The sequence below is a fragment of the Micromonospora sp. KC721 genome (genome assembly GCF_004348355.1).
Lineage (GTDB): Bacteria > Actinomycetota > Actinomycetes > Mycobacteriales > Micromonosporaceae > Micromonospora.
Map to the genome: position 1 here is coordinate 1 of NZ_SMJY01000091.1, position 22,924 is coordinate 22,924.

Here is a 22,924-nt window from a genome sequence, read left to right on the forward strand (position 1 = left end):
CCACGACCCCGCCCACCACGACGCCGCCGACCTGGAGCCCACCGAGCAGCCCGCCACCGACCACGCCGCCGGCTGCCGCCGCGTGCACGGCCACCTACCGATCCACCGGGCAGTGGTCCGGCGGCTTCCAGGGCGAGATCGAGGTGACCGCCGGCACCACCCCGATCCGCGGGTGGACGGTCACCTGGACGCTGGCCGGCGGCCAGCAGATCACCCAGGCATGGAACGCCACGCTCACCACCAGCGGGTCCACGGCGACGGCGAGAAACGTCAGCTACAACGGGGCGCTCGCCGCCGGCGCCAAGGCCAGCTTCGGCTTCATCGGTTCCGGCCCGCACTCCACCCCGACGCCGAGGTGCGGCGCGACGGCATGACCCGGACCGGCCCGGGGCGACCCCGCCAGCCCCGGGCCGGCCCACCACAACCGTATGCATCGAGAAGCATCGCTTGAAGTAGCGGGCGTCAAACCTGGCCTGAGGGACGACCAGGGCATACCGACACCATCGGGAGGAATCTCATGCGCCTACTCCGCTTCCTCACCACCGGCGCGACCGCGCTGCTGTTGACCGTCACGGCCACGGTCCTGCCCGGCGCGCCCGCCCAGGCCGCCGCCTGGTCCTCGTCCGACCGGTGGGGCACCTGGCGCAGCGGTGGCTACACCGTCTACAACAACGTCTGGGGCAACGGCCACGGCCCCCAAACCATCACGGCCAACTCCCCCAGCAACTGGTGGGTGTGGGCCAACCACCCCAACACCGGCGGCATCAAGTCCTACCCGAACGCCACCCGCCACATCGGCCGCCGGGTCAGCCAGTTGGGGACGGTCACCAGCAACTTCCACGTCACCGTCCCCACCAGCGGGGTCGCCTTCACCACCGCGTACGACATCTGGACCACCGACCACGCCCACGAGATCATGCTGTGGATGAACAAGTACGGCCCGGTAGGCCCGCTGGGCAGCTACCAGACCCGGGCCACGGTGGGCGGGCACACCTGGGACATCTACCGGGGCTCCAACGGGCACAACCAGGTCTACTCGTTCATCCGGACCAGCAACACCAACGCGGGTACGGTCAACGTCACCGCGGTCGCCCAGTGGATCCGCAACCGGGGCTGGTTCGGTGACGTGACCATCGGCGACGTGCAGCTCGGCTACGAGATCACCTCGTCCGCCGGCGGCAAGACCTTCACCACCAACTCCTTCTCCGTCACCGGCTGACAGGACCGACAGCCGGCCGGGGCACTGGCCGCCGGAGCGCGTGAGGCAGACCGCGATCGAGGCCCCGGCGACCGGCCGGTGTCACCCGCGCCGGCGGCGTGACCGGAGCAGCCCGAGCAGCACCAGCACCGCCACGCCGATCCCGACCAGCCCCACCCCGACCGGTGCCGCGCCGGCCTTCCTGCCGAGCTCCGGCGCGGGCACCACGTCGGGGCCGGCGGTCGACGCGGACGGGGTCCCGCTCGGGCGACGCACCGGCGGGGCCACCGTCTCCTTCGCCACCGGCGGCGCATCCGCCGACGGCAGCGGGTAGCGCAGCACCGCCGGGCGGGTGCCCGGCGGTGCGTCGGTGGTCTCGGAGACGGTGAGCAGGAAACGGCCGTCGCGGCTGTAGGTGACCGCCTCACCCTGTGGCTCGTCGGGCAGCGGCACCACCCGTGGCGTGCCGTTGGTCAGCGCGGCGAGCACGTCGCCGTCGGGGACGTCGTACTCGAAGGCGTCGGCGTAGCTGCGCAACACCACCCGCCGCCGGTCCGGGGCCGTCGCCGCGCCGGTGACCAGGCGTCGGCCGAGGAAGCCGTACGGATTGCCGGTGGTCGTCGCGGGCAGCCGCACCTCGCCGACCCGGGACAGCGGCACCGTCCGCCCCGGCCGCGGTGGGGTCGCCGGTGCGTACAGCCCGGCGCCACCGACCTGCTTGGTCACGACCAGCGGCCGGCCGTCGCCGGTGACCAGCAGCGCCTCGGCGTCGTGCGGGCCGTCGGGATAGCTCATCCGATGCAGCACCGGCCGCCGCTGCCCCGGCCGCAGCGTCCACACCGCGATGGTGTCGCGGGTCCGGTCGTTGTCGCCGATGTCGGCCACCCACACGGTGCCGTCGGCGGTCACCGCCAGATCCTCCGTGTCGCGGGGGCGGGACGGATAGCGTACGGCGCGGGTCACGGCGCAGCCACCGTCGAGGAAGAAGATCCGGCGGTGTGACTCTTCGTCGCTGCCGTCGTTGACCGCGACGAAGCCGTCGTCGGTGGCGACCAACCCGGAGATCTCGTCCAGCCGCCCATCGGTCACCCGACACACCGTGGTTGCGGGGGACGCCGGTGCGGCCACCGCCCCGCCGGGGACCACGGCGGCGAGAAGGACGCCGACCAGGAGCGGCAGGTGGAGTCGCCGAGGCCGTACCGGCAGCACCATGGTCCCCACCGACGGTCAGGTGGTGGCGGGCGGTGCGGACCGCGTCGCCTGCCGGACGTGCTGGGCGATCACCGCGTACGTCTGCCGGGCCTGCTCGATGTCCCTGATGTCGTAGGCGTGGTCGACCTGCGGCACGTCCCGGTGGGCGACCAGCGCGCCGGCCTCGCGCAACCGCTGTGCGTACCGCTGGCCCTCCGCGCGGAGCACGTCGTACTCGGCCGTGATGACCAGCCCGGGGGCGATTCCGGTGAGGTCCGAGTCGTCCGCCGGACCGGCGGGTGACACCAGCCGGTCGGCGCGCATGGTCCGCTCCGGCACATACGCGTTGTCGAAGATGTCCCCCAGCCACGGCCGGAGTACCGGCCGGTCGATCACCGACCGCTTGTCCCGCACGTCCGTGACGAGGTCCAACGGCGCGTAGTGCAACACCTGCAGCGCGATCGCCGGCCCACCCTGCTCCCACGCCTGGCGCGCCGCCGCCGCGGCGAGCGCGCCACCGGCGCTCTGCCCGCCGACGGTCAGCCGGTACCCGTCCCACCCCTGGTCCGTACCGTGCTCGGCCACCCAGCGCACCACCTCGAAGACCTGCCGTGGTGCGGCGGGGAACCGGTGCTGTGGCGCGACCACGTAGTCGACGTTGACGACCACGACCCCGGCCACGGCGGCCAGGTACCGGCACAACGGGTCGTCGTACTGCGCGCCCCGCATCACGTACCCGCCGCCGTGCAGGTTGACATGCACCGGCGGGTGCCGGTCCGACCCCGACGGGCGGTAGACGACAGCCCGTGCGGGCGCGATCGAGGTGGGGATGGTGAGCTGCCGCGTGGTGCCCGGACACTCGGGGAAAACCTTGCCGCGCCGCCGGCCGGTCGTGCCGACCACCGCCGGGGCCAGCGCCTGCAACACCCGCGCCGTCACGGCGGCGACCCCTGGCCGGGCCAGAACGGACATGCGTCCTCCATCGACGTGGGGGCGAACGCCGCCCGAGGGCGGCACCGGTGCCGTCCGACGGGCACCGACCGCTGGGCACCGCCGGACGCGCCGCAGATCAATCCGATGGTACGGCGGCGGGAGCCGGCACCGCAGGCGCACGACCACCACCCGGTGACTATGCCGACCGGCCCCGCAGCTTGCCGAAGAAGGCACGAATGTCGGCCGCGTGCGCCTCGGGCACCTCCATGGCCACGAAGTGACCGCCGGGGTTTCCCTCCGGCCAGTGGATGATCGTGTTGTCGCGCTCGGCGAGCCGCCGCATCAACGCCGACCCGCCCCCGTATACCCCGGACGGCACCCGTTGCTGCCCCCTGCGGCCAGGCGAAACCGCCGTCGTCGGCCAGCGTCAGGCGCTCGTACATGGGCCACGAGGACGACCCCGACGTTCCCGGCGAGCCAGTTCAGGTAGTCGAGGACGACGGGCGTCGGGCTGGTGCGTGACTCGATGACCCGCGAGACCCACGGATGGACCCCCTCTTGACCGTGTACGGCGTACACCCTAACCTGTCAGACCAGGTGTACGGCGTACACCCGGTGCGGATCGTCGACGTGTCGACCCGCGGAACCAGAGAAAGAAGGCCCGCTGTGTCCCCCTCCGCACGACGAGAATGGCTCGCGCCCGTCCTGTTGCTCTCACTCAGCGTCGTGCCGGTGCTCGCCGGCGCCCTCCGGTTGACCGAGCTGGCCGGCGGGGCACCGATCGAGCCGGAGAACGCCCGCTTCTTCGCCGCACCCGGGCCCGTGGTGGTGCACATCGTGACCGCGAGTTTCTACTGCCTCGTGGGTGCCCTCCAGTTCGCGCCCTCCCTGCGCCGCCGGCGGCCCGGCTGGCACCGCACCGCCGGACTGCTGCTCATCCCGTGTGGGCTCGCCGCGGCGCTGTCGGGTCTCTGGATGACCGTGTCCTACCCGCAGCCGCCGGGCGACGGCGTACTCCTGACCGGATTCCGGCTGCTGTTCGGCTCCGCCATGGTCGGGTCCATCGTCCTCGGCTTCGCCGCCGTACGGCGACGGGACATCGCCCGGCACCGCGCCTGGATGACCCGCGGCTACGCGATCGGCCTGGGCGCGGGCACGCAGGTACTGACGCTCGGGCCGTGGATCGTCGCGTTCGGTCAGACCAGCGAGCTCAGCCGCGCTCTGCTGATGCTCGCCGGTTGGCTGATCAACCTGGCCGTGGCCGAACATGTCATCCGGCGGCACAAGAGCCGACGGACGGCCCACCGCGCCACCGGTGCCCCGGCGGCCGGGCGAGCCGAGGTGGCAGCACCAGGCCGGTGAGGGCACCGCCGGCCCCGCGGGCGACCCGGAAGCTCAGCGCGGGGTGAGCAGGTAGTCCTCCGCGTCGGCGCTCCAGGCCAGCTCGATGACCCCGGCCGTGGCCGCCGCCTTGCAGAACTGCAGGAAGCCGCGGTACCCGAGTTTCTGCTCGCTGAAGTCGGACCGGGCCCGCCGCAGCTGGTTCTTCAGCCCGGAGAGCGCGACCGGGCCACCGGCGGCGGCCAGCTCCGCCACCACGGTACGCAGCAGCCCGAAGGCCACCTCCCGATCGCCGTGCTCGGGCAGCGACACCTCGGGGTCGCCCTTGGCCGGCCCCTCGGCCAGTTCGACGACGTTGTGCGCGGCGAGGTGGCGCAACAACTCACCGAAGGTGCGGAACCCGTAGTCGGACTCGCTGAAGGTCGGATCCTTGCGTAACAGGGTGAGCTTGAGCCGGGACGCCGTCACCGTACCGCCGGCGCCGCCCTGCAGACCGGCCACGGTCTGCGCGACGACCACGGCGAGCGCGTCCACGTCACGGACCCGCTCCTGCTCGGTGGCCGGCGTCCGGTCCAGGTCCTGCTCGGCCTGCGCGCCGGCGTCCGGCAGCCGAGCCGGGCGGCCCCGCTGGCCACGCGCCGGCGGAAGGTCGACCCCTTCGAGCCGGTCGTAGTAGAGGAACTCGTCGCAGGCGGGCGGCAGCAACGCCGAGGTGGACTTCTCCACGCCGACCCCGATCACCCGCTTGTTGAGTTCGCGGAGCTTGTGCACCAGGGGGGTGAAGTCGCTGTCGCCGGTGCAGATGACGAAGGTCGAGATGTAGTCACGTTCGAAGGCCAGCTCCACCGCGTCGACCGCCATCTTGATGTCGGCGGCGTTCTTGCGGGAGGCGCCCATCCGCTGGGGAATCTCGATCAGCTCCACGTGGGAGCGGGTGAGCATCCGCCGGTCCTCGTCGAAGTACGACCAGTCCGCGTACGCCCGCCGCACGACCACCCGTCCGCGCTCGGCGAGGGCGTCGGCGATCGGCCGGAAGTCGAAGGGCCGCCCGCCGTGATGGTCACGCGCCCCGAGGGCCAGGTTCTCGTAGTCGAGGAACAGTGCGATGCGGTCTTCTTGATCCACCCGGTCAGCGTACGCCCGACGGCGCCGCCCCTGCCGCGGCGCGCGCATGGGGTCGATGGAGGGCGATTCCACCACCCGCCGGTCACGCGCCGCAGGCGGCTCCGGCGCAGGCAGCATCCGCCCGGCAGTTCCTGCGGTAGGCAGTCGGGCTCAGTCCGTGGATCCGCTTGAAGGCGGAACTGAAGCCGAACGCGTCCGCGTAGCCGACCTCGTGGGCGACCGCGCCGACGGTCATGGTGGATCCGGTGAGCAGGTCGGCGGCGACGCTCATCCGCCAGTGGGTCAGGTAGGCCAACGGCGGCTCCCCGACCAGCCCACCGAACCGGTCGACCAGCGTGGTGCGCGACACCCGTGCCTCGCGGGCCAGGGTGGCCAGCGTCCACGGCTTGTCCGGCGCGGCGTGCATCGCCCGCAGCACCGGACCGACGACGCTGTCGTCGAAGCCGCGGACCCAGCCGGATCCGGCGACCTCCGGCTGGTCGAACCACTCCCGCAGCGTGCACACCATCAGCCAGTCGACGAGGCGGTCCCGGACGACCTGTCGGCCCGGTGGGCACGCGGCGGCCTGGGTGTCGAGGAACTCGCGTACCACAGCGCAGTCGTCGCTGTCGGGAACCACCAGCACGGGGGGCAGCACGTCGAGCAGCCGCCGGGACACGGCGCTGCGCACGTGGTACGTGCCGGTCAGCAGAACCGTGCGGGCGGTGGTGCTCGGCCCCACCGACGACGTCGTTCGGGGCCGGTCGGTGAGGACGGCCTTTCCGTGCCCCCGCACGATCGCGGTGTCGCCCACCCGTAGCCATCGTGGCTCCGCGTTGTCGGCGACGGAGAGCCACCCCCCGCCCCGCAACGGCGCGCACAGGGTCAGCGACGCCTCGTCGGCGAACCGCAGCGACCACGGCGGCGACAACTCGGTACGACAGAGGTCGGCCCCGGCCGCGCGAACGCCCCGGAGCAGATCGTCGATCGGATCCACGGCATCGACGATAGCGGTCCGGACGATCACACATGAGGGGCGCACGACCGGCCATGCCCGTGGCGGATCATCGCCGGTTGACTGGCCACCATGACAGCACACGGAAATCCGATCGTGGTTCTCGCGGCGACGGGCAAGACCGGACGTCGACTGGTACGCACCCTGCGGACGGCGGGCAGGCAGGTCCGGGCGGCGTCCCGCACCAGCGAGGTCCGTTTCGACTGGTCCGACCAGGACACCTGGCCTGCCGTGCTGGAGGGGGCGGGTGCGGTCTACCTCGTCGCGCCCGATGATCCGGCGCTGGCCCGCCCCTTCGTCCAGCAGGCCACCGCGGCGGGGGTCCGGCGTGTCGTGGCGCTGTCCGGTCGCGGCATCGAGCAGGTCGCGGCGGACTCCTTCCAGGGCATGTCCGCCACCGAACGGGCGGTACGCGAATCGGACGCGGAGTGGACGATCATCCGCCCCAACAACTTCTGCCAGAACTTCGACGAGGACCTGTGGCACGCGCCGCTGCGGGCCGGCCGGTTGGCCCTGCCGATCGGGGCCGTGCCGGAACCGTTCATCGACGCCCAGGACGTCGCCGACGTGGCGGCGGCCCTACTGACGACCGACGGCCACCATGGGCAGGTCTACGAGCTGTCCGGCCCTCGGGCGTTGACCTTCGCGGAGGCGGTCGCCACGATGGCGGCGGCGGCCGGGCGACCGATGCGGTACGCGGAGCTCACCCCGCAGGAGTACCGGGCCGAGCTCCTGGCCGAGGGTGTTCCCGAGGAGTTCGCGGCGGACCTCGGGGGGATGTTCGCCGGCATGCGTGCGGGGTACACCGCCGAGCCCGTCGATGGTGTGCGTCGGGTGCTCGGCCGCGAGCCCGTCGACTTCGACCACTACGCGGCCCGCGCCGCGGCCACCGGCGCGTGGTCGTAGCGAAGCGGCGCGGACATCACCCGTCTCTCATATGTTAGGAAAACGCTCCTGCATTTTGGGATGACGGGAGTAGGGTCGCCGGCATGACGAACACGCAGAACCGTTACACCCACGGCCATCACGAGTCCGTCCTGCGCTCGCACCGGTGGCGCACGGCGGAGAACTCGGCCGCGTACCTGCTGCCACACCTCACCGCCGGAATGTCCCTGCTCGACGTCGGCAGCGGCCCCGGCACGCTGACCGCCGACCTCGCGAGCCGCCTCACCCCCGGGCGGGTGACCGCCGTGGAACCGGACCCGGCGGTCCTCGACCTGGCCCGCCAGGAGGCGGCCCGCCGAGAGGTGACCAACGTGGACTTCGTCGCGGGCGACGTGCACGGGCTGCACCTGCCCGACGCCACGTTCGACGTCGTCCACGCCCACCAGGTCCTGCAACACGTCGCGGACCCGGTACGGGCGCTGCGGGAGATGCGGCGGGTGTGCCGACCCGGGGGCGTGGTGGCAGCCCGCGACAGCGACTACTCCGCCTTCACCTGGTTTCCGGCGGAGCCGGCGCTGGACGACTGGTTGACGTTGTACCGGCGGCTGGCCCGGGCCAACGGCGGTGAGCCCGACGCCGGGCGGCGACTGCTGTCGTGGGCCCGGGCGGCCGGGTTCACCGACGTCACCGCCACGGCCGGCACCTGGTGCTTCGCGACTGCGGCCGACCGGCGCTGGTGGGCCGACATGTGGGCGCAGCGGGTGCGCGAGTCCGACCTGGCCCGCCAGGCGGTCGACACGGGCGCGGCCACCCGGGCCGACCTGGACCGGATCGCGGACGGTTGGCTGCGCTGGGCCGCCGCCGACGACGGCTGGCTGGTGGTCCTGCACGGCGAGATCGTCTGCCGCGCCTGAACCGGCCCGGCCGGCATCGTCACTGGTGATGCAGCATTCGCGACTTCAAACTCCGCCATTGTCACGACTTCACGGTGAGATTCTCACCTTCCGCACGTGACTGATCACACTTTGCTCATCGGGTGGCCGGCCGCAGGATTGACGTCAACCGATCAGGCGGCGGAGGCAGACGACATGGATGACCGGTACGACTCGTACTGCGCGGTCGACCCGCTCTTCTACGACTCGTTGGCCAACGCGAACGCCGAGCCCACCGGCTACGCGACCGACCGACCGCTGCCGGCCGGCTGGGAGTGCGAGGTCAAGGACGACTGGCTGGTCCACGGTCCGGTTGGCGGTTCCCTACCCCCGCAGGGCTGGAAGATCCACGTGTCGGCCTGCCTGGACAACGCCGAGCGGGTGCTGACCCGGGTGATGGACTACTGCCAGCCACGGGGCATCCCGTTCAAGCACCTGCGAGGACCGCGGATGCTGCTGATGCGCAACAGCAAGTACGCCCGCCGGGGCGCCAGCGGCAAGTTCGTCACCGTCTACCCCCGCGACGACGCGGAGCTGGAGCTGACCGCCAAAGAGCTGGCGGCGCTGCTCGACGGCGAACCCGGGCCGTACATCCTCAGCGACCTGCGCTACGGCGACGGCCCGGTCTACCTGCGCTACGGCGGTTTCGCCGCCCGTTTCTGCCTCTCCCCCGACGGGCAGGTCGTCCCCGCGATCGCCGACCCGAACGGCACGCTGGTGCCGGACCGCCGGGACCCGGTCTTCCACACCCCCGAATGGGTCACGCTGCCCGACTTCCTCGCCCCGCACCTGGCCGCCCGCAACGCCGCCAACACCGCCGACCTGCCGTACCGGATCGACAAGGTGATCCACTTCTCCAACGGTGGCGGTCTGTACGAGGCGCGCGACACCCGCACCGGTGCACGGGTGGTGCTCAAGGAGGCCCGCCCGTACGCGGGACTGGACGCCACCGGCACCGACGCGGTGACCCGGCTGCGCCGCGAGGCCGAGATGCTGCGCCGGCTGGCCGACGTGCCGCACCTGGTGCGGGTGCACGACGAGTTCTCGTTCGGCGGCCACGAGTTCCTGGCGTTGACGTTCGTCGATGGCCGCCCGCTCAACCAGCTCGTCGTGGAACGCCACCCGCTGGTCCACCCCGACGCCGACCCCGACGCCTACACCAAGTGGGCGCTGGACGTGCACCGGCAGGTCACCGAGGCGGTCGACGCCGTCCACGCCCACGGGATCGTCTACGGCGACCTGCACATGTTCAACATCATGGTCGGCGACGACGGCACCGTCACCCTGATCGACTTCGAGGTCGCCGTCCCCGTCGACGAGGCGGTGCGGCCCGCGCTGCGCAACCAGGCCTTCGCCGCGCCGCGCGACCGCACCGGCGCCGCCGTCGACCGGTACGCCCTGGCCTGCCTGCGGCTGGCGCTGTTCCTGCCGCTGACCGCGATGCTGCGGCTGGCCCCCGAGAAGGCCCTGCACCTGGCCGACATCGTCGGCGAGCGCTTCCCCGTCCCGCGCCACCTGCTCGACGAGACCGTCGCCGAGATCACCGGCGGCGCCCCGGGCCTGACCGTCGCGGTCCGGGACACCCTGCGCGTCGAACCGGAGGACTGGCCCGGACTGCGGGACCGACTAGCCACCGCGATCACCGCCAGCGCCACCCCGCACCGCGACGATCGGCTCTTCCCCGGCGACATCCGGCAGTTCTCCGGCACCGACGGCGGGCTCGGCATCGCGCACGGCGCCGCCGGGGTGCTGTGGGCGCTGCACTCCGCGGGCGTCCCCACCGACCCCGAGCACGAACGGTGGCTCGTCGATCGGGCACGCCAACCCGACTCCGGCAGCCGACTGGGCTTCTACGACGGACTGCACGGCATCGCCTACGTGCTGGACCGGCTCGGCCACCGCGACGCGGCCCTGCGGTTGCTCGACATGTGCCTGGACGAGCCGTGGACACAACTGGGCAACGACCTGACCGGCGGCCTGTCCGGGATCGCGCTCAACCTCACCCACTTCGCCGCCGTCACCGGCGAACGGCGCTACGCCGACGCCGCCCGGCAGGCCGTCGGCCTGGTCGTCGACCGGCTCGGCGACGTCGACTCCGTCGCCGAGATCAGCGGCGGGCGCCACCCGTACGCGGGACTGATGCGCGGCGGCGCCGGGGTGGCGCTGATGCTGCTGCGCCGCTACGAACTCGACGGCGACCCGGCGTTGCTCGACCACGCCGCCACCGCACTCCGGCAGGACCTGCGCCGGTGCGTGCGGCGCGACGGGGGGCATCTGGAGGTCAACGAGGGCTGGCGAACCATGCCGTACCTCGCCGAGGGCAGCGTCGGCATCGGACTGGTCCTCGACCAGTACCTGCGCCACCGCCCCGACGAGGAGCTGCACACCGCGGCGAGGCAGATCCGGGGCTGTGCCGACTTCCCGTTCTACGCCCAGTCCGGCCTCTTCGCCGGCCGCGCCGGGATCGTGGCCTACCTGGCCGCCCGGGGCGACCACGACGCCGCCCGGCAGCAGGCACGACTGCTCAGCTGGCACGCCCTGCCGTACCAGTCCGGCACCGCGTTTCCCGGCGACCAGCTGCTGCGGCTGTCCATGGACCTGGCCACCGGCACCGCCGGTGTGCTGACCGCGCTGGCCACGACCCGGCCGGCCGGTGCGGCCGAAGCCGTCCAGCTGCCGTTCCTGACCCCACTGACCGACGCCACCCCGATGGCCGCCCCGGCCATGAACGGCTGATCAGCCCACAGCTCCCCGGGGGTCACCCCGGGGCCCACCGACCCGACGCACACGGAAAGGAGGTGCCACGACATGGCTCTGCTCGACCTCCAGGGAATGGAGCTGCCGGCCGCCGAGCGCACCGGCGGCGGCAGCCAGGCCAGCCTGCTGCTCTGCGGCGACAGCTCGCTGAGCGTCACCACCTGCAAGTGACCCCCACGGTCGTCGGTTCGACGACCACCACAGCTACCCCGTCCGCACCACCGAAGAGAAAGAAGGACCGAGATGGCTCTGCTCGACCTCCAGGGAATGGAACTGCCGGCCGCCGAGCGCACCGGCGGCGGCAGCCGCGCCAGCCTGCTGCTCTGCGGCGACAGCTCGCTGAGCGTCACCACCTGCAAGTGACCTGACAATCGGTTCGCCTGGCCCCGGACCCGGTACCCACCGGTCCGGGGCCGCGCGACGGAGAGAGGGGCGATGGACTCCGCCGACCGGCTCCTGCTCCGCGCCGTCGGCTCCGCCGGCTGGTGGACCCCGGTGCTGGCGGTGGCCGCGGTGGTCGGCGTGGCCGCCGAACTCGCGCTGCCCGCCGCGCTGGGCCGGGCCGTGGACGCCGCCGTCGGCACCGCACCCGACGCCTCGTCCGACCGGTGGCTGCTCACCGTCGTCGGGCTGATCGCCGTGCTGGTCACCACCGGTGCGATCGCCGACTACGGCACCGGTGCGGCGACCGCCCGCTCGGTGGCCGCGCTGCGGCACACCCTGGTCCGGCACCTGTTCGCCCTCGACCCGCGCGCCGCGACCCGCCGCCCGGTGGGCGACCTGGTGGGCCGGCTGGTCGGCCAGGTCGCCGACGCCGGCCAGGCCGCGCCCACCGCCGTGCGGGTCGCCACCGTGCTGCTGCCCCCGCTGGGCAGCCTGGTCGCGCTCACCCTGATCGACCCGTGGCTCGGCCTCACCTTCGTGCTGGGGGTGCTGCTGCTGGGGGTGCTGCTGCGCCGCTTCGTCGCCGACGCCTCCGCTGCCGTCGCCGGCTACCAGCAGGCCCAGGGCGCACTCGCCGGCCGGCTCGTCGAGGCCCTGGCCGGGGCCCGCACCATCGCCGCCGCCGGCACCGCAGACCGCGAGGTCGTCCGGGTGCTCGCCCCCGTCACGGCGCTGCGCGCGTACGGCGCGCGAACCTGGACCGTGCTGGCCGGGGCGGCGACCCGCGGCGCGGTACTCAACCCGCTGCTGCAACTGGCCGTGGTCGCCGTCGGCGGACTGTCGTTGGCCGCCGGTCGGTTGACCCCGGGCGAACTGCTGGCCGCCCTGCAGTACGCCGCACTCGGCGCCGGGCTGGGCACCGTGGTGAGCACCCTGCACACGGCGGTACGGGTACGCGCCGGCTGCCGCCGCGCCACCGACGTGCTCGACGATCCGGTGCGCCGGCACGGCACCCGCACCCTGCCGCCCGGCCCGGGTGAGCTGGAACTGCGCGGGGTCAGCGTCCGAGGCGACGACGGGCGGATCCTGCTCGATCGGATGGACCTGCGGGTCCCGGGCGGGGCGCTGCTCGCCGTCGTGGGCGCGTCCGGTTCGGGCAAGTCGCTGCTGGCCGCCGTCGCCGGGCGACTGCGCGATCCGGACACCGGCGAGGTACGCCTCGACGGTGTGCCGCTGCCGGAGCTGACCGCGGCGGCCCTGCGCGGTGCGGTCGGCTACGGCTTCGAACGGCCCGTGCTGGTCGGCGAGACCGTCGGCGAGGCCGTCGCGGGTGAGGCGGATCCGGTGCCGTTGGTCGCCGCGGCGGCCATCGACGACTTCGTCGCGCGGTTGCCCGACCGCTACCACACCCCGCTGGCCGACGTCGCCATGTCGGGCGGGGAACGGCAGCGCCTGGGGCTGGCCCGCGCGCTGCGCGCCGAGCGGCTGCTGATCCTCGACGACGCCACGTCCAGCCTGGACACCGCCACCGAGTACCGGGTGACCCGGACGCTGACCGCCGCGGCCGACGGGCGTACCCGGATCGTGGTCACCCACCGGGCCGACCTGGCTGCCCGGGCGGACCTGGTGGCCTGGCTGGACGGCGGTCGGCTCCGTGCGGTCGCCCCGCACGCGACGCTGTCGGCCGACCCCGACTACCGCTCGGTGTTCCCGTCGTGACCACGGTCGGGCAGGTGACCCTCGCGGCGCTGCGGGCCCGCCGCGGCGAGCTGTGGCGGCTGGCCGGCTGGTCGCTGGCCGAGGCGCTACCGGCGCTGCTGGCGGGTCTGCTGACCGCGCGGGCGATCGACCACGGGTTCCTGGCCGGTCGGCCGGGGGCCGGGCTGCTCTGGCTCGGCCTGCTCGCCCTCGCCGTGCTCGTCGGCGCGGCCGGCACCCACCGGGCGTATGCCCTGCTCGGCGCGGTGGTCGAACCGTTCCGCGATGACCTGCTGCGCCGGGTGGTCACCGGCGCGGTGGCCGGCGCGACCGCTGGGCGGGGCGACGACGCCGCTGTGGCCCGGTTGACCCACCAGGTGGAGATGGTCCGGGACACCTACGCGGGCCTGCTGATGGTGGTGCGCGGCTTCCTGTTCGCCACCGGCGCCGCCCTCGTCGGCCTGTTCTCCCTGGCCGCACCGGTCGGGCTGCTGGTGGCCGGGCCGGTGCTGGCCGGTCTGGGGCTGTTCGCGGCGGCCCTGCCCGCGATGATCGCGCGGCAGCGGCAGTACGTGCTGGCCGGTGAGGACCTGGGTCGGGCCGCGGTGACGGCGGTGACCGGCCACCGCGACGTCACCGCCAGCGGCGCGCGGGACCGGGTCACCCGGTGGGTCGGTGAGCACATCGACCGGCAGGCCCGGGTGGAGCGACGGTTGGCCACCATGGCGGTCACCCGGGGCCTCACCCTGGCCGTCGGCGGATGGCTGCCGGTGCCGGTGGTGCTCCTGGCGACTGGGTGGCTGGTCCGGCAGGGGCTCGGACCCGGCGCGGTGCTCGGCGCACTCGTCTACGTGGTGCACGGCGTGCAACCCGCCCTGCACACCCTGGTCCACGGGGTCGCCGCTGGCGGGCTGCGGTTCGCCGTCACCCTCGACCGGCTGCTGCGGACCCACGCCCCCGCCGCGTCGATCATCCCCCGCGCCCCGCTGCCACCGGCCGACCCGGCCGCGCCGGCGCTGTCCCTGCGCGGTGTGTCGTTCCGGTACGGACCGCACGCCGAGCCCGTCCTCGACCGGCTCGACCTGGACGTGCCCGTCGGCGACCACCTGGTGATCGTCGGGGCGAGCGGGATCGGCAAGTCGACCCTGGCGGCACTGATCGCCGGGGTGCTGCGCCCGCAGGCCGGCACGGTCCATCTCGGCGGGGCACCGGTGGCGGAGTCGACGCCGGCCGAGCTGGCCACCCGTCGGGTCCTGATTCCCCAGGAGGCGTACGTCTTCACCGGCACCCTCCGGGAGAACCTCACCTACCTGAACCCCGACGTGCCGGACTCGGCGATCAGCGCGGCGGCGGAGCGGCTGGGGCTCACCGGGCTGCTGGTCCGGCTCGGCGGCTACGACGCGACGCTGTGCCCGACGGACCTCTCGGCGGGAGAACGCCAGCAGGTAGCCCTGCTGCGGGCCTGGCTGGCCACCGCCGGGCTGGTGATCCTCGACGAGGCGACCTGCCACCTCGATCCGGCCACCGAGGCCCGACTGGAGGAGGCGTTCGCCGACCGGCCCGGCACACTGGTGGTCATCGCGCACCGGCTCAGCTCGGCGCTGCGCGCCCGCCGCGTGCTGTTGCTCGACGGCCGCACGGCCGTCGTGGACACCCACCGGGGTCTACTCGCCCGCTGTCCCGCCTATCGGGAACTGGTCGGCTACGGGGTCAGATCCAGCCCGACTCCCGAGCGATGCGCACCGCTTCCAGCCGGGTCCGCGCCCTGGTCTTCGCCATGATCCGGGACAGGTGGTTGCGAACCGTTCCGGCGGACAGCGCCAGCTTGACCGCGATGTCGCGGACCGGTAGGCCCTCGGCCGCCACGTCGAGCACCTCCTGCTCGCGAGGGGTCAGCGGATTGTCGCCGCCCTCCAGCGCCGCCACCACCAGGTCCGGGTCGAGCACGACCAGTCCTCCGGCGAGCTGACGCACGCCGGCGACGATCCGGTCCGGTGCCACGTCGTGGCTCAGGAAGCCGATCCGCTGGTGGTGCTCGGTGAACAGCGGTCGCAGTCGCACTGCCCGCCGCTGCTCGACCAGGACCAGCAACCGGGTCACCCCAGCGGCCGGGTCGTCGGAGAACCACCGCTCCGGGGGAACCGTGTCGACGTCGGTCACCGCCACGTCGGGGCACACGGCCCGCAGCGTCGCCTCGAACCCGTCCGGGCCGTCCGTCTCGCCCACCACCTCGATGTCGTCCTCCACGGCCAGCAGGTGGGCCAACGCCCCCCGAACCAGCCCACTCCTGATCGCAAGCAGCGTGCGGACCATACAAAGCTCCCGATCACCGACCCCCGCGGCCTGACGTGTCGTGCGCAGTCAATGACGCACGGTCAAGAATCCTAGGGAAAGGAGTCCCATAGCGATAGCCGTGCGTCTATCTGTCGTCAGATCCAGCCCGCATCCCGAGCGCGTTGGACCGCCTCCCATCGGGTGCGACTGCCGGTCTTGCGCAACAGGGCGGACAGGAGGTTACGTACGGTGCCGGGAGCCAGGTGCAGGTGGGCAGCGATGTCCCGGGCCGGCCACCCCCGAGCGGCGGCGATGGCCACCTGACGCTCCCGTTCGCTGAGCGGATTGACCGCCGCGTCCAGCGCCGCCAACGCCGCCTGCTGGTCCAGCATCCGCTGCCCGCCCGCGATCGCGCGCAGCTGCCCGATCAGCTCCTGTGGCGGCACATCGGTGCTGATGACACCCCGCACGCCCGCGCGCAGCGCCCGGCGCAGCGTCCGCGGGGTATGCCGGGCGGTCAGTCCCACCAGCGCGCAGCCGGCCGGCACCGGATCTGGCCCCCGGGTCAGTGTGGACGGATCGTCCACCGCGTCGAGGTCCACCACGAGCAGGTTGGGTCGCCCGGCGACCACCGTCGCCACGTCGGGACCGGGGGTGGCCTCCCCGGTCAGCTCGAACCCGGGTGCCGAGGAGAGGACCGCGGCCACGGCCGTCCGCAGTAGACCCCGCTGCGCCACCACCGCGACCCGTACCACCGGCCGGTGATCCCCGTCCGCCGGGATCGGTCCCCGCTCGTTGCGTGTGTCGTTCATCTGGTTCCTGTGCCCGCCACGCCTACTGTTCACCCCCGCCCGGTGTCGCCACCGCTTCGCCACCGGGTCCGGGGCCGCGGCAGGTCCAGTCGCCTCGCCAGCACCAGCAGCAGTTCGAAGCGGACCGCTGGGTCGTCCAGGTCCGTCCCGTACAGGTCGCGCAGGCGTTTGAGCCGATAGCTGACCGTCTGCGGGTGGACGAACAGCTCCGCCGAGACCTCCGCGCGGGAACCCCAGTGCCGCAACCAGCTGTACAGGGTCACCAGCAGGCTGTCGCGCTGCGCCGGGCGCAGGTGCGCCAGCGGGGCCAGCCGCCGGGTGGTCAGCACGGCCAGCGCGCCGGCCTCCCCACGAAGGGTCAGGGTGATCAGATGGTCGTCGACGAAGACCGGACCGGGATCGGGGTCGACGAGCCCGACGGTCAGCTCGGCGAGCCGGACGGCTGCCGGCACCTGCGCCCACCCCAGCGTCGGCCCCACCACCGCCTGCCGTCCGGCCAGCGTCTCCGCCAAGGGGGCACGGGCGGTACGGGGACCGGCACGCAGCAGCAGCACCGCGTCGGCGCGCCGTTCGATCACCAACCCGTCGGCGCCGTACCGGAACCGGGCGTCGCGCACCTGGTCGGGCGGCAACAGGACGGGCACCACCTCGTCGAGGTCCGCCCACCCGATCCGTGACGCCGCCGCCTCGACCGCGCTGGGCATGCCGTCGCCGCGCAGCAGCAGCTCCGCGAACTGGTGCCGGCGCCGGTCCCCCTCCCCGGCCTGTTCGCGCAGCTGCAGGGCATACCCGTCGGTGCTCGCCGCGGCCAGCTCGTCGACGTACGCGCTGATCGCGTCGGACAGGTCGATCAGCTCGCCGATGTCGATCGGACGCAGCCGCGCCAGTGACTCCGACGCCAGCCGCAGCATCAGTCGCGCCGCCATCCGCAGCGCCGCCAGCAGCGCCTCCGGCCCCCGGTCCTCCCGCGCCTCGGCCGCGCCGAGGGCGACGAAGACCTCCCGGATCCGGGGCGGCAGCGCGGGTTCGTCGGTGCCGACCAGGTCGAGGAAGCGTTCGAGGGCAACCTGCACCGCGGTGCGGACATCCCGCTCGAACTTGGCCGCCTTGATGGTGGCGAAGGCCGGTGTCGCCTCGGTGACCGCGACCGCCACCGCCCCGACGGTCGCGGGCAGGTGCGGGCGCATCGCGGTGGACAGGTCGGCGGGCAGACGCCGCCACGGGGTCGCGGTCACCGCGCGATTTTGTCACGCCGTGATAGGTCCGGTCGGCAATCTCGCTGTCGCGGGGACGGTGCTCCGAGCCGGACCCGGGGCGACGATGGGCACCACCCCCTGTGGAGCGAGGAGATCGTCGTGGAGCACCGGATGTCCCGCCAGCACGTCGTCGACATGTGCCGGACCATGCTCGACCGGGGTTACCTCAAGGCCACCGAGGGCAACGTCTCGGTGCGCATCCCCGGGCACCGGCTCTACGCGGTGACGCCGAGCAACTACGACTACGACCGGATGCGCGTCGAGGACATCTGCATCGTCGACTTCGACGGCCGGCACGTACCCGACGAGACCGGCGCCGGCCTGGCACCGTCGATCGAGTGCGGGATGCACGCGAACATCTACCGCGAACGGCCCGACGTCAACGCGATCGTGCACACCCACCAGCCGTACGCCTCCGCCCTGGCCTTTCTCCGCAAACCGATCCCCGCCCTCACCGACGAGCAGGTGCGGTTCCTCGGCAAGCAGGTCGCGATCGTCGACTACGCACCGTCCGGCACCGGCTTCCTCGCCAAGAACGTGCAGAAGAAGGTGGCCGGCGGGGACAACGCCTTCATCATCGCCAACCACGGCATCGTCGCCCTCGGCACCGATCCCGACCGGGCGGTGTTCAACATGGCCCTGCTGGAGAAGGTCTCCATCGCCTACCTGATGGCCCTGACCACCGAGGCCGGCAGGGTTTACACCATTCCCGCCCCGATCCGTGAGATCGCCTTCGGCAAGCTGCGCGCCGACGAGAAGCGCATCGCGGCCCAGATCACCAAGGCCGTCGAACCGCTGCGGGTGCCCGCCGACGAGGAGCTGCCCAGCGCCGATGCCACCGCCGCCGAGATCGCCCCCGCCGGCAGCGCGAACCCCACCGGCGACAGCGGCAGCGCCGACCCCGCCGGCGAGAACGGCACCGCCGGGCCGGACGCGCCCGGCGCCGAGTCGGCCCGCCTCGGGTACGCCATCAGCGAGTATCCCGACGTCCCCGACGTCATGCGCCGGCTCAAGGCGCTGATCGCCCAGCCGGTACGCGGGCTGCGCCACGACGCGATGCTCGACGTGCTCAACCACTTCGACACCAAGTGCCGGGCCAGCAAGGAGATCACCGACCGGGCCAAGCGGCGGATCCCCGGCGGGGTGCAGCACAACCTGGCGTTCAACTACCCGTTCCCGCTCGCCATCGACAAGGCCGAGGGTGCCCACCTGGTCGACCGCGACGGCAACGTCTACATCGATTTCCTCCAGGCCGGCGGCCCGACCATCCTGGGCAGCAACTACGGACCGGTCAACGAGCAGGTCGCCGAGGTCGTCCACGCCTCCGGTCCGGTCACCGGCCTGTTCCACGAGTACGAACTCAAACTCGCCGAGATCATCCACCGGTACATGCCGCACATCGAGATGTACCGGGCCCTCGGCTCCGGTACCGAGGCGGTGATGGCCGCCGTGCGAGGGGCGCGGGCCTTCACCGGCAAGAAGATGGTGATCAAGCTCGGTGGGGCGTACCACGGATGGTCCGACACGATGGTGTACGGGCTACGGGTGCCCGGCACCTACCGGATGAACGCCAAGGGCATCCCGTTCGGCGCGACCAGCCGCACCCGCGAGGCCTTCCCCCACGAGCTGGGGCAGCTCAAGCGCAAGCTGGTCGAGAACCGGCTGCGCGGCGGCACCGCCGCGGTCGTGGTCGAGCCGGTCGGCCCGGAGTCCGGCACCCGCCCGGTGCCCCGCGACTACAACGCCAAGGTCCGCGAGCTGTGCGACGAGTTCGGCGCGCTGCTGGTCTTCGACGAGGTGGTCACCGGGTTCCGGCTCGGCCTCGGTGGCGCCGCCGGCTACTTCGGTGTCACCCCCGACCTGACCGTCCTCGGCAAGGCCGTCTCCGGCGGCTACCCGATGGCCGGCGGTGTCGGCGGGCGCGCCGACGTCATGGCGGTGTTCGGCTCCGGCCTGGACGGCAAGAGCGGCGCCCACATCCAGGTCGGCGGTACTCTGTCGGCGAATCCGCTCTCCTGCGCTGCCGGCTACTTCGCGATCCAGGAGATGGCCCGCACCAACGCCCCGGTCATCGCCGGCCGGGCCGGCGACCGCCTCACCCGGGGCCTGCAACGCCTCATCGACCGGTACGGCCTGCCGTACGTCGCCTACAACCAGGGGTCGATCGTGCACCTGGAGTGCAGTGGCGTCATGCTGCTGGACATGCGTAACCCGCTGAAGCTGCTCAAGGAGAACAAGGCCCGCAAGCGGCTGATGGAACAGATGGGCGCCGCGTACGCCGCCCACGGCATCATCACCCTGGCCGGCTCCCGGATGTACACCTCGATGGCCGACACCGACGAGGTCATCGACGACGCGCTCGACCGGTTCGACCGGGTCTTCGCTCTCGTCGAGGGAGTCTGACCAATGGGCGTCGCCGCTGCGCAGATCCTGGCGGTCGACCTCGGCACCTCCGGGATGAAGGCCGCGCTCGTCGCCGCCGACGGCACGGTCACCGGCTGGGCCGAACGGGCGGTGCCGCTGCGGCTGCTGCCCGGCGGTGGCGCCGAACAGGACCCCCTGGCGTGGTGGGAGGCCCTCGGGCAGGTCACCGCCGACCTGGGTCGCGCCCATCCCGAGCAGATGCGGGCGGTCACCGCCGTGTGCGCCTCCACCCAGGGCGAGGGGACCATCGCCGTCGACGCCGACGGCGAGCCGCTGACCGCCTGCATCAGTTGGCTCGACATGCGCGGGGCGCCGCACCTGCGACGGCAGTTCGCCGGATTTCCGGCGTACCAGGGAATTTCGGTGCGCCGGATCGTCCGCTGGTTGCGCCTCACCGGGGGGATGCCGTCGGTGACCGGCAAGGATCCCGCCGCCCACATGCTGCTGGTCCGCGACGAGATGCCGGCGGTGTACGAGCGGACCGCGTCGTTCCTCAACGTGCTCGACTGGATCAACCTGAAGCTGACCGGACGCACCGTGGCAACGGTCGACTCGATCCTGACCTCGTGGGTCACCGACAACCGGCGGCCCGGCGAGATCCGCTACGCCCCGGCCCTGGTCGCCGACTGCGGCATCGACCGGGACAAGCTGCCCCCGATCGTGGCCTGCACCGAGGTGATCGGCACACTCGCCCCCGCCGCCGCCGCCCACCTGGGGTTGCCCGAGTCGGTACGGGTCGTCGCCGGCGCCATCGACAACACCGCCGCAGCGATCGGGGCCGGCACCACCGGTGACAACGAACCCCACCTCTACCTCGGCACCTCGTCGTGGATCGCCGCCCACGTCCGCCGCAAGAAGACCGACGTCGGCGCCGGCATCGCGGCCGTGCCGTGCGCCATCCCGGACCGCTACCTGATGACCGCCCTCCAGGCGACCGCCGGGGCCAATCTCACCTGGCTGCGCGACAAGGTGGTGGAGTACGACGACCTGCTGCTCGGTGCCGGGCACGTGACCCGCGACGAGGGAACCATCTTCGACGCTTTTGACACGATCATCCCAACGGTGCCGCCGGGGGCCAACGGGGTGCTCTACACGCCCTGGCTCTACGGCGAACGCGCCCCGGTCGACGATCCGCACCTGCGCGCCGCGTTCCTCAACATCTCCCTCGACACCAACCGCTCGGACCTGCTGCGCGCGGTCTTCGAGGGCGTCGCGCTCAACACCCGGTGGTTGGCCCGGGCGGTCGACCGGTTCCTCGGCGCGCCCGTCACGTCGATGGCGATCACCGGTGGCGGGGCACTGTCGGACTCGTGGTGCCAGATCTTCGCCGACGTGCTCGGCATGCAGATTCGCCGGGACGCCCAGCCGCTCGCGGTCAACGCCCGCGGCGCGGGCTGGATCGGTGCGGTCGGCACCGGAATGCTTTCGTTCGCCGACATTCCCGGCCTGATCCGCAACGACCGGGTCTTCGAGCCGACGGCAGAGCATCGTGCCACCTACGACGAGATCTTCGACGTCTACCAGGACCTGCACAAGCGGTTGGCTCCCGTCTACCGGCGGCTGCACCACCGCTGAACCGTCCCCGGGGCCGAATAATCCACCCCGGTACGGCAGTTCGTGGTGTCCCCGGCGCCGGATGCCACCACTGGCCGCAACCGGATGGGCCAGCCCGGTCACGAGCCACCGAGCGGTCGGTCAGGGTCAGGTCAGGTACGCCGTCAGCGCCCGGCGGAAGCCGCCGGGGTCGTCGAGCCACGGCTGGTGTCCGCAGCCGGGCAGCACCACCGACTCACCGCGTGGAAACAACGTCGCGTACTCGACCGCGACCTTCGGTGGCAGCGCCACGTCGTACTCGCCTGCGACGATCAGCACCGGCGCGTCACGGTCGGCCAACGCGGCGCGCACCGCCCGAGAGTCGATCGCCCCGTCGGCGTAGTAGACCGCCGCGGCTTCGGCGTTCTTCCCGCTCGCCTGCCGGGCGGCCTCGGCTCGGCTGGCCTCGTCCCACCGGCCCCAGGTGAACGGGGTGGTCGCCGCCCAGTCGTCGGCCGTGGCCGCGCCTGACCAGATCCGTTGCAACGCGGCGAAGGCGGCGGGATACCAGGCCTCCCCCTGGCGCAGCTCGGCCACCGCCCGCCGCTGCAGGTCGGCGACCGTGAGCCCGACCACGATCGGGCTGGGGGTGACCAGGACCAGCGCACCGACCCGCTCGGGATGTCAGCGCCTCGACGTCGGCGACCTGCCGGTCGCAGCGGTAGGTGGTTGGTTTCGCCGGGGTTGCGGACTCGCCGGTGCCTCGCAGATCCAGCCGCAGCAGCGACCGGTACGCCGACATCCCACCCAGGTCACCAAGATAGGCCGACGCCTGCATCGGACCGCCGGGCAGGCAGACCAACGGCTCGCTTTCTCCGGATCGGTGGTACGCGAGCCGGGTGCCGTCCGCGCCCTCGAAAATCTCCATTCCGGAGATCGTATCCGGAAATCGGAGAACGTGAGATTGTGCCGCGTCGCCACCGGTGCTCGCGGCTGGTGTTTTCGGGGGGGAATGCAGTTCAGGGCCACCCCCGGCCGGGGGTGGCCCTGAACTATGAAAATTGTCCGGCGGTGTCCTACTCTCCCACACCCTCACGAGTGCAGTACCATCGGCGCTGGAGGGCTTAGCTTCCGGGTTCGGAATGTTACCGGGCGTTTCCCCTCCGCCATGACCGCCGTAACACTAT

21 protein-coding genes and 1 rRNA gene are annotated in these 22,924 nt (G+C 72.7%); 12 read left to right on the forward strand and 10 right to left on the reverse strand.

Annotated elements, in window-relative coordinates; genetic code table 11:
- Together E1182_RS16890 and E1182_RS16895 are read left to right on the forward strand one after the other, a co-directional pair.
- A partial coding sequence (locus E1182_RS16890) for a cellulose binding domain-containing protein (protein WP_207914432.1) occupies window positions 1–374 on the forward strand: 374 nt, incomplete at its 5' end.
- 143 nt (window positions 375–517) lie between these two features.
- A complete protein-coding gene (locus E1182_RS16895) occupies window positions 518–1,219 on the forward strand; it encodes a hypothetical protein (protein ID WP_132266074.1) in 702 nt (233 codons plus the stop codon).
- A gap of 81 nt (window positions 1,220–1,300) precedes the next feature.
- On the opposite strand, the gene E1182_RS16900 is transcribed toward E1182_RS16895, so the two are convergent.
- The 3 genes from E1182_RS16900 to E1182_RS16910 all read right to left on the reverse strand — a co-directional run bounded on the left by E1182_RS16900 (window position 1,301) and on the right by E1182_RS16910 (window position 3,701).
- On the reverse strand, window positions 1,301–2,287 hold the full coding sequence (locus E1182_RS16900; RefSeq protein ID WP_132266076.1) for a hypothetical protein: 987 nt from the start codon (window positions 2,285–2,287) through the stop codon (window positions 1,301–1,303).
- Between the two features lie 138 nt (window positions 2,288–2,425).
- Window positions 2,426–3,361, reverse strand: a complete 936-nt coding sequence (locus E1182_RS16905; RefSeq protein WP_132266078.1) for an alpha/beta hydrolase fold domain-containing protein — start codon at window positions 3,359–3,361, stop codon at window positions 2,426–2,428.
- A 157-nt stretch (window positions 3,362–3,518) separates the two neighbouring features.
- Window positions 3,519–3,701 (reverse strand): hypothetical protein, encoded by a 183-nt coding sequence (locus E1182_RS16910; RefSeq protein WP_207921427.1) that lies wholly within the window; start codon window positions 3,699–3,701, stop codon window positions 3,519–3,521.
- A 287-nt stretch (window positions 3,702–3,988) separates the two neighbouring features.
- Between E1182_RS16910 and E1182_RS16915 the strand changes: the two genes are divergently transcribed.
- The gene (locus tag E1182_RS16915; protein WP_243706256.1) at window positions 3,989–4,684 is read left to right on the forward strand and encodes a DUF2306 domain-containing protein; all 696 of its coding nucleotides are present in this window, start codon (window positions 3,989–3,991) and stop codon (window positions 4,682–4,684) included.
- 33 nt (window positions 4,685–4,717) lie between these two features.
- On the opposite strand, the gene E1182_RS16920 is transcribed toward E1182_RS16915, so the two are convergent.
- A complete protein-coding gene (locus tag E1182_RS16920) occupies window positions 4,718–5,788 on the reverse strand; it encodes a PIN domain-containing protein (protein WP_132266084.1) in 1,071 nt (356 codons plus the stop codon).
- Window positions 5,789–5,870: 82 nt separating this feature from the next.
- Window positions 5,871–6,764, reverse strand: coding sequence for an AraC family transcriptional regulator (locus tag E1182_RS16925; protein WP_132266086.1), 894 nt, complete (start codon window positions 6,762–6,764; stop codon window positions 5,871–5,873).
- A 90-nt stretch (window positions 6,765–6,854) separates the two neighbouring features.
- Between E1182_RS16925 and E1182_RS16930 the strand changes: the two genes are divergently transcribed.
- From E1182_RS16930 to E1182_RS16960, 7 genes are all read left to right on the forward strand, one after another.
- Window positions 6,855–7,688: an NAD(P)H-binding protein gene (locus E1182_RS16930; protein ID WP_132266088.1), complete on the forward strand. Its 834-nt coding sequence runs from the start codon at window positions 6,855–6,857 to the stop codon at window positions 7,686–7,688.
- 83 nt (window positions 7,689–7,771) lie between these two features.
- Window positions 7,772–8,581, forward strand: coding sequence for a methyltransferase domain-containing protein (locus E1182_RS16935; protein ID WP_132266090.1), 810 nt, complete (start codon window positions 7,772–7,774; stop codon window positions 8,579–8,581).
- 174 nt (window positions 8,582–8,755) lie between these two features.
- Window positions 8,756–11,335: a class III lanthionine synthetase LanKC gene (gene lanKC / locus E1182_RS16940; RefSeq protein ID WP_132266092.1), complete on the forward strand. Its 2,580-nt coding sequence runs from the start codon at window positions 8,756–8,758 to the stop codon at window positions 11,333–11,335.
- Window positions 11,336–11,407: 72 nt separating this feature from the next.
- On the forward strand, window positions 11,408–11,527 hold the full coding sequence (locus tag E1182_RS16945) for a SapB/AmfS family lanthipeptide (RefSeq protein WP_088974649.1): 120 nt from the start codon (window positions 11,408–11,410) through the stop codon (window positions 11,525–11,527).
- A gap of 72 nt (window positions 11,528–11,599) precedes the next feature.
- Window positions 11,600–11,719 carry a SapB/AmfS family lanthipeptide gene (locus E1182_RS16950; protein WP_132266095.1) on the forward strand — a complete coding sequence of 40 codons (120 nt, stop codon included), beginning with the start codon at window positions 11,600–11,602 and terminating at the stop codon, window positions 11,717–11,719.
- A gap of 72 nt (window positions 11,720–11,791) precedes the next feature.
- Entirely contained in the window at window positions 11,792–13,459 is a 1,668-nt protein-coding gene (locus E1182_RS16955; RefSeq protein WP_132266097.1) for an ABC transporter ATP-binding protein, read from the forward strand.
- Window positions 13,456–15,219 carry an ABC transporter ATP-binding protein gene (locus E1182_RS16960; protein ID WP_132266099.1) on the forward strand — a complete coding sequence of 588 codons (1,764 nt, stop codon included), beginning with the start codon at window positions 13,456–13,458 and terminating at the stop codon, window positions 15,217–15,219. Before E1182_RS16955 ends, E1182_RS16960 begins: the two co-directional genes overlap by 4 nt.
- On the opposite strand, the gene E1182_RS16965 is transcribed toward E1182_RS16960, so the two are convergent.
- The 3 genes from E1182_RS16965 to E1182_RS16975 all read right to left on the reverse strand — a co-directional run bounded on the left by E1182_RS16965 (window position 15,149) and on the right by E1182_RS16975 (window position 17,759).
- Window positions 15,149–15,751, reverse strand: a complete 603-nt coding sequence (locus E1182_RS16965; protein ID WP_132266102.1) for a response regulator transcription factor — start codon at window positions 15,749–15,751, stop codon at window positions 15,149–15,151. The genes E1182_RS16960 and E1182_RS16965 overlap by 71 nt on opposite strands.
- Before the next feature lie 116 nt (window positions 15,752–15,867).
- Window positions 15,868–16,524, reverse strand: coding sequence for a response regulator transcription factor (locus tag E1182_RS16970; protein ID WP_132266104.1), 657 nt, complete (start codon window positions 16,522–16,524; stop codon window positions 15,868–15,870).
- A 29-nt stretch (window positions 16,525–16,553) separates the two neighbouring features.
- On the reverse strand, window positions 16,554–17,759 hold the full coding sequence (locus E1182_RS16975; protein WP_243706257.1) for a CdaR family transcriptional regulator: 1,206 nt from the start codon (window positions 17,757–17,759) through the stop codon (window positions 16,554–16,556).
- A 120-nt stretch (window positions 17,760–17,879) separates the two neighbouring features.
- Between E1182_RS16975 and E1182_RS16980 the strand changes: the two genes are divergently transcribed.
- Complete coding sequence (locus tag E1182_RS16980) at window positions 17,880–20,183, forward strand: aminotransferase class III-fold pyridoxal phosphate-dependent enzyme (protein WP_132266106.1); 2,304 nt, start codon at window positions 17,880–17,882, stop codon at window positions 20,181–20,183.
- A gap of 3 nt (window positions 20,184–20,186) precedes the next feature.
- On the forward strand, window positions 20,187–21,779 hold the full coding sequence (locus tag E1182_RS16985) for an FGGY-family carbohydrate kinase (RefSeq protein ID WP_132266108.1): 1,593 nt from the start codon (window positions 20,187–20,189) through the stop codon (window positions 21,777–21,779).
- A gap of 126 nt (window positions 21,780–21,905) precedes the next feature.
- Here the strand turns inward: E1182_RS16985 and E1182_RS32280 are convergent, their stop codons facing one another.
- Window positions 21,906–22,373, reverse strand: coding sequence for an alpha/beta fold hydrolase (locus E1182_RS32280; RefSeq protein ID WP_243706258.1), 468 nt, complete (start codon window positions 22,371–22,373; stop codon window positions 21,906–21,908).
- Window positions 22,374–22,800: 427 nt separating this feature from the next.
- Window positions 22,801–22,917, reverse strand: a 5S ribosomal RNA gene (gene rrf / locus E1182_RS16995).
- Window positions 22,918–22,924: the final 7 nt, after the last annotated feature.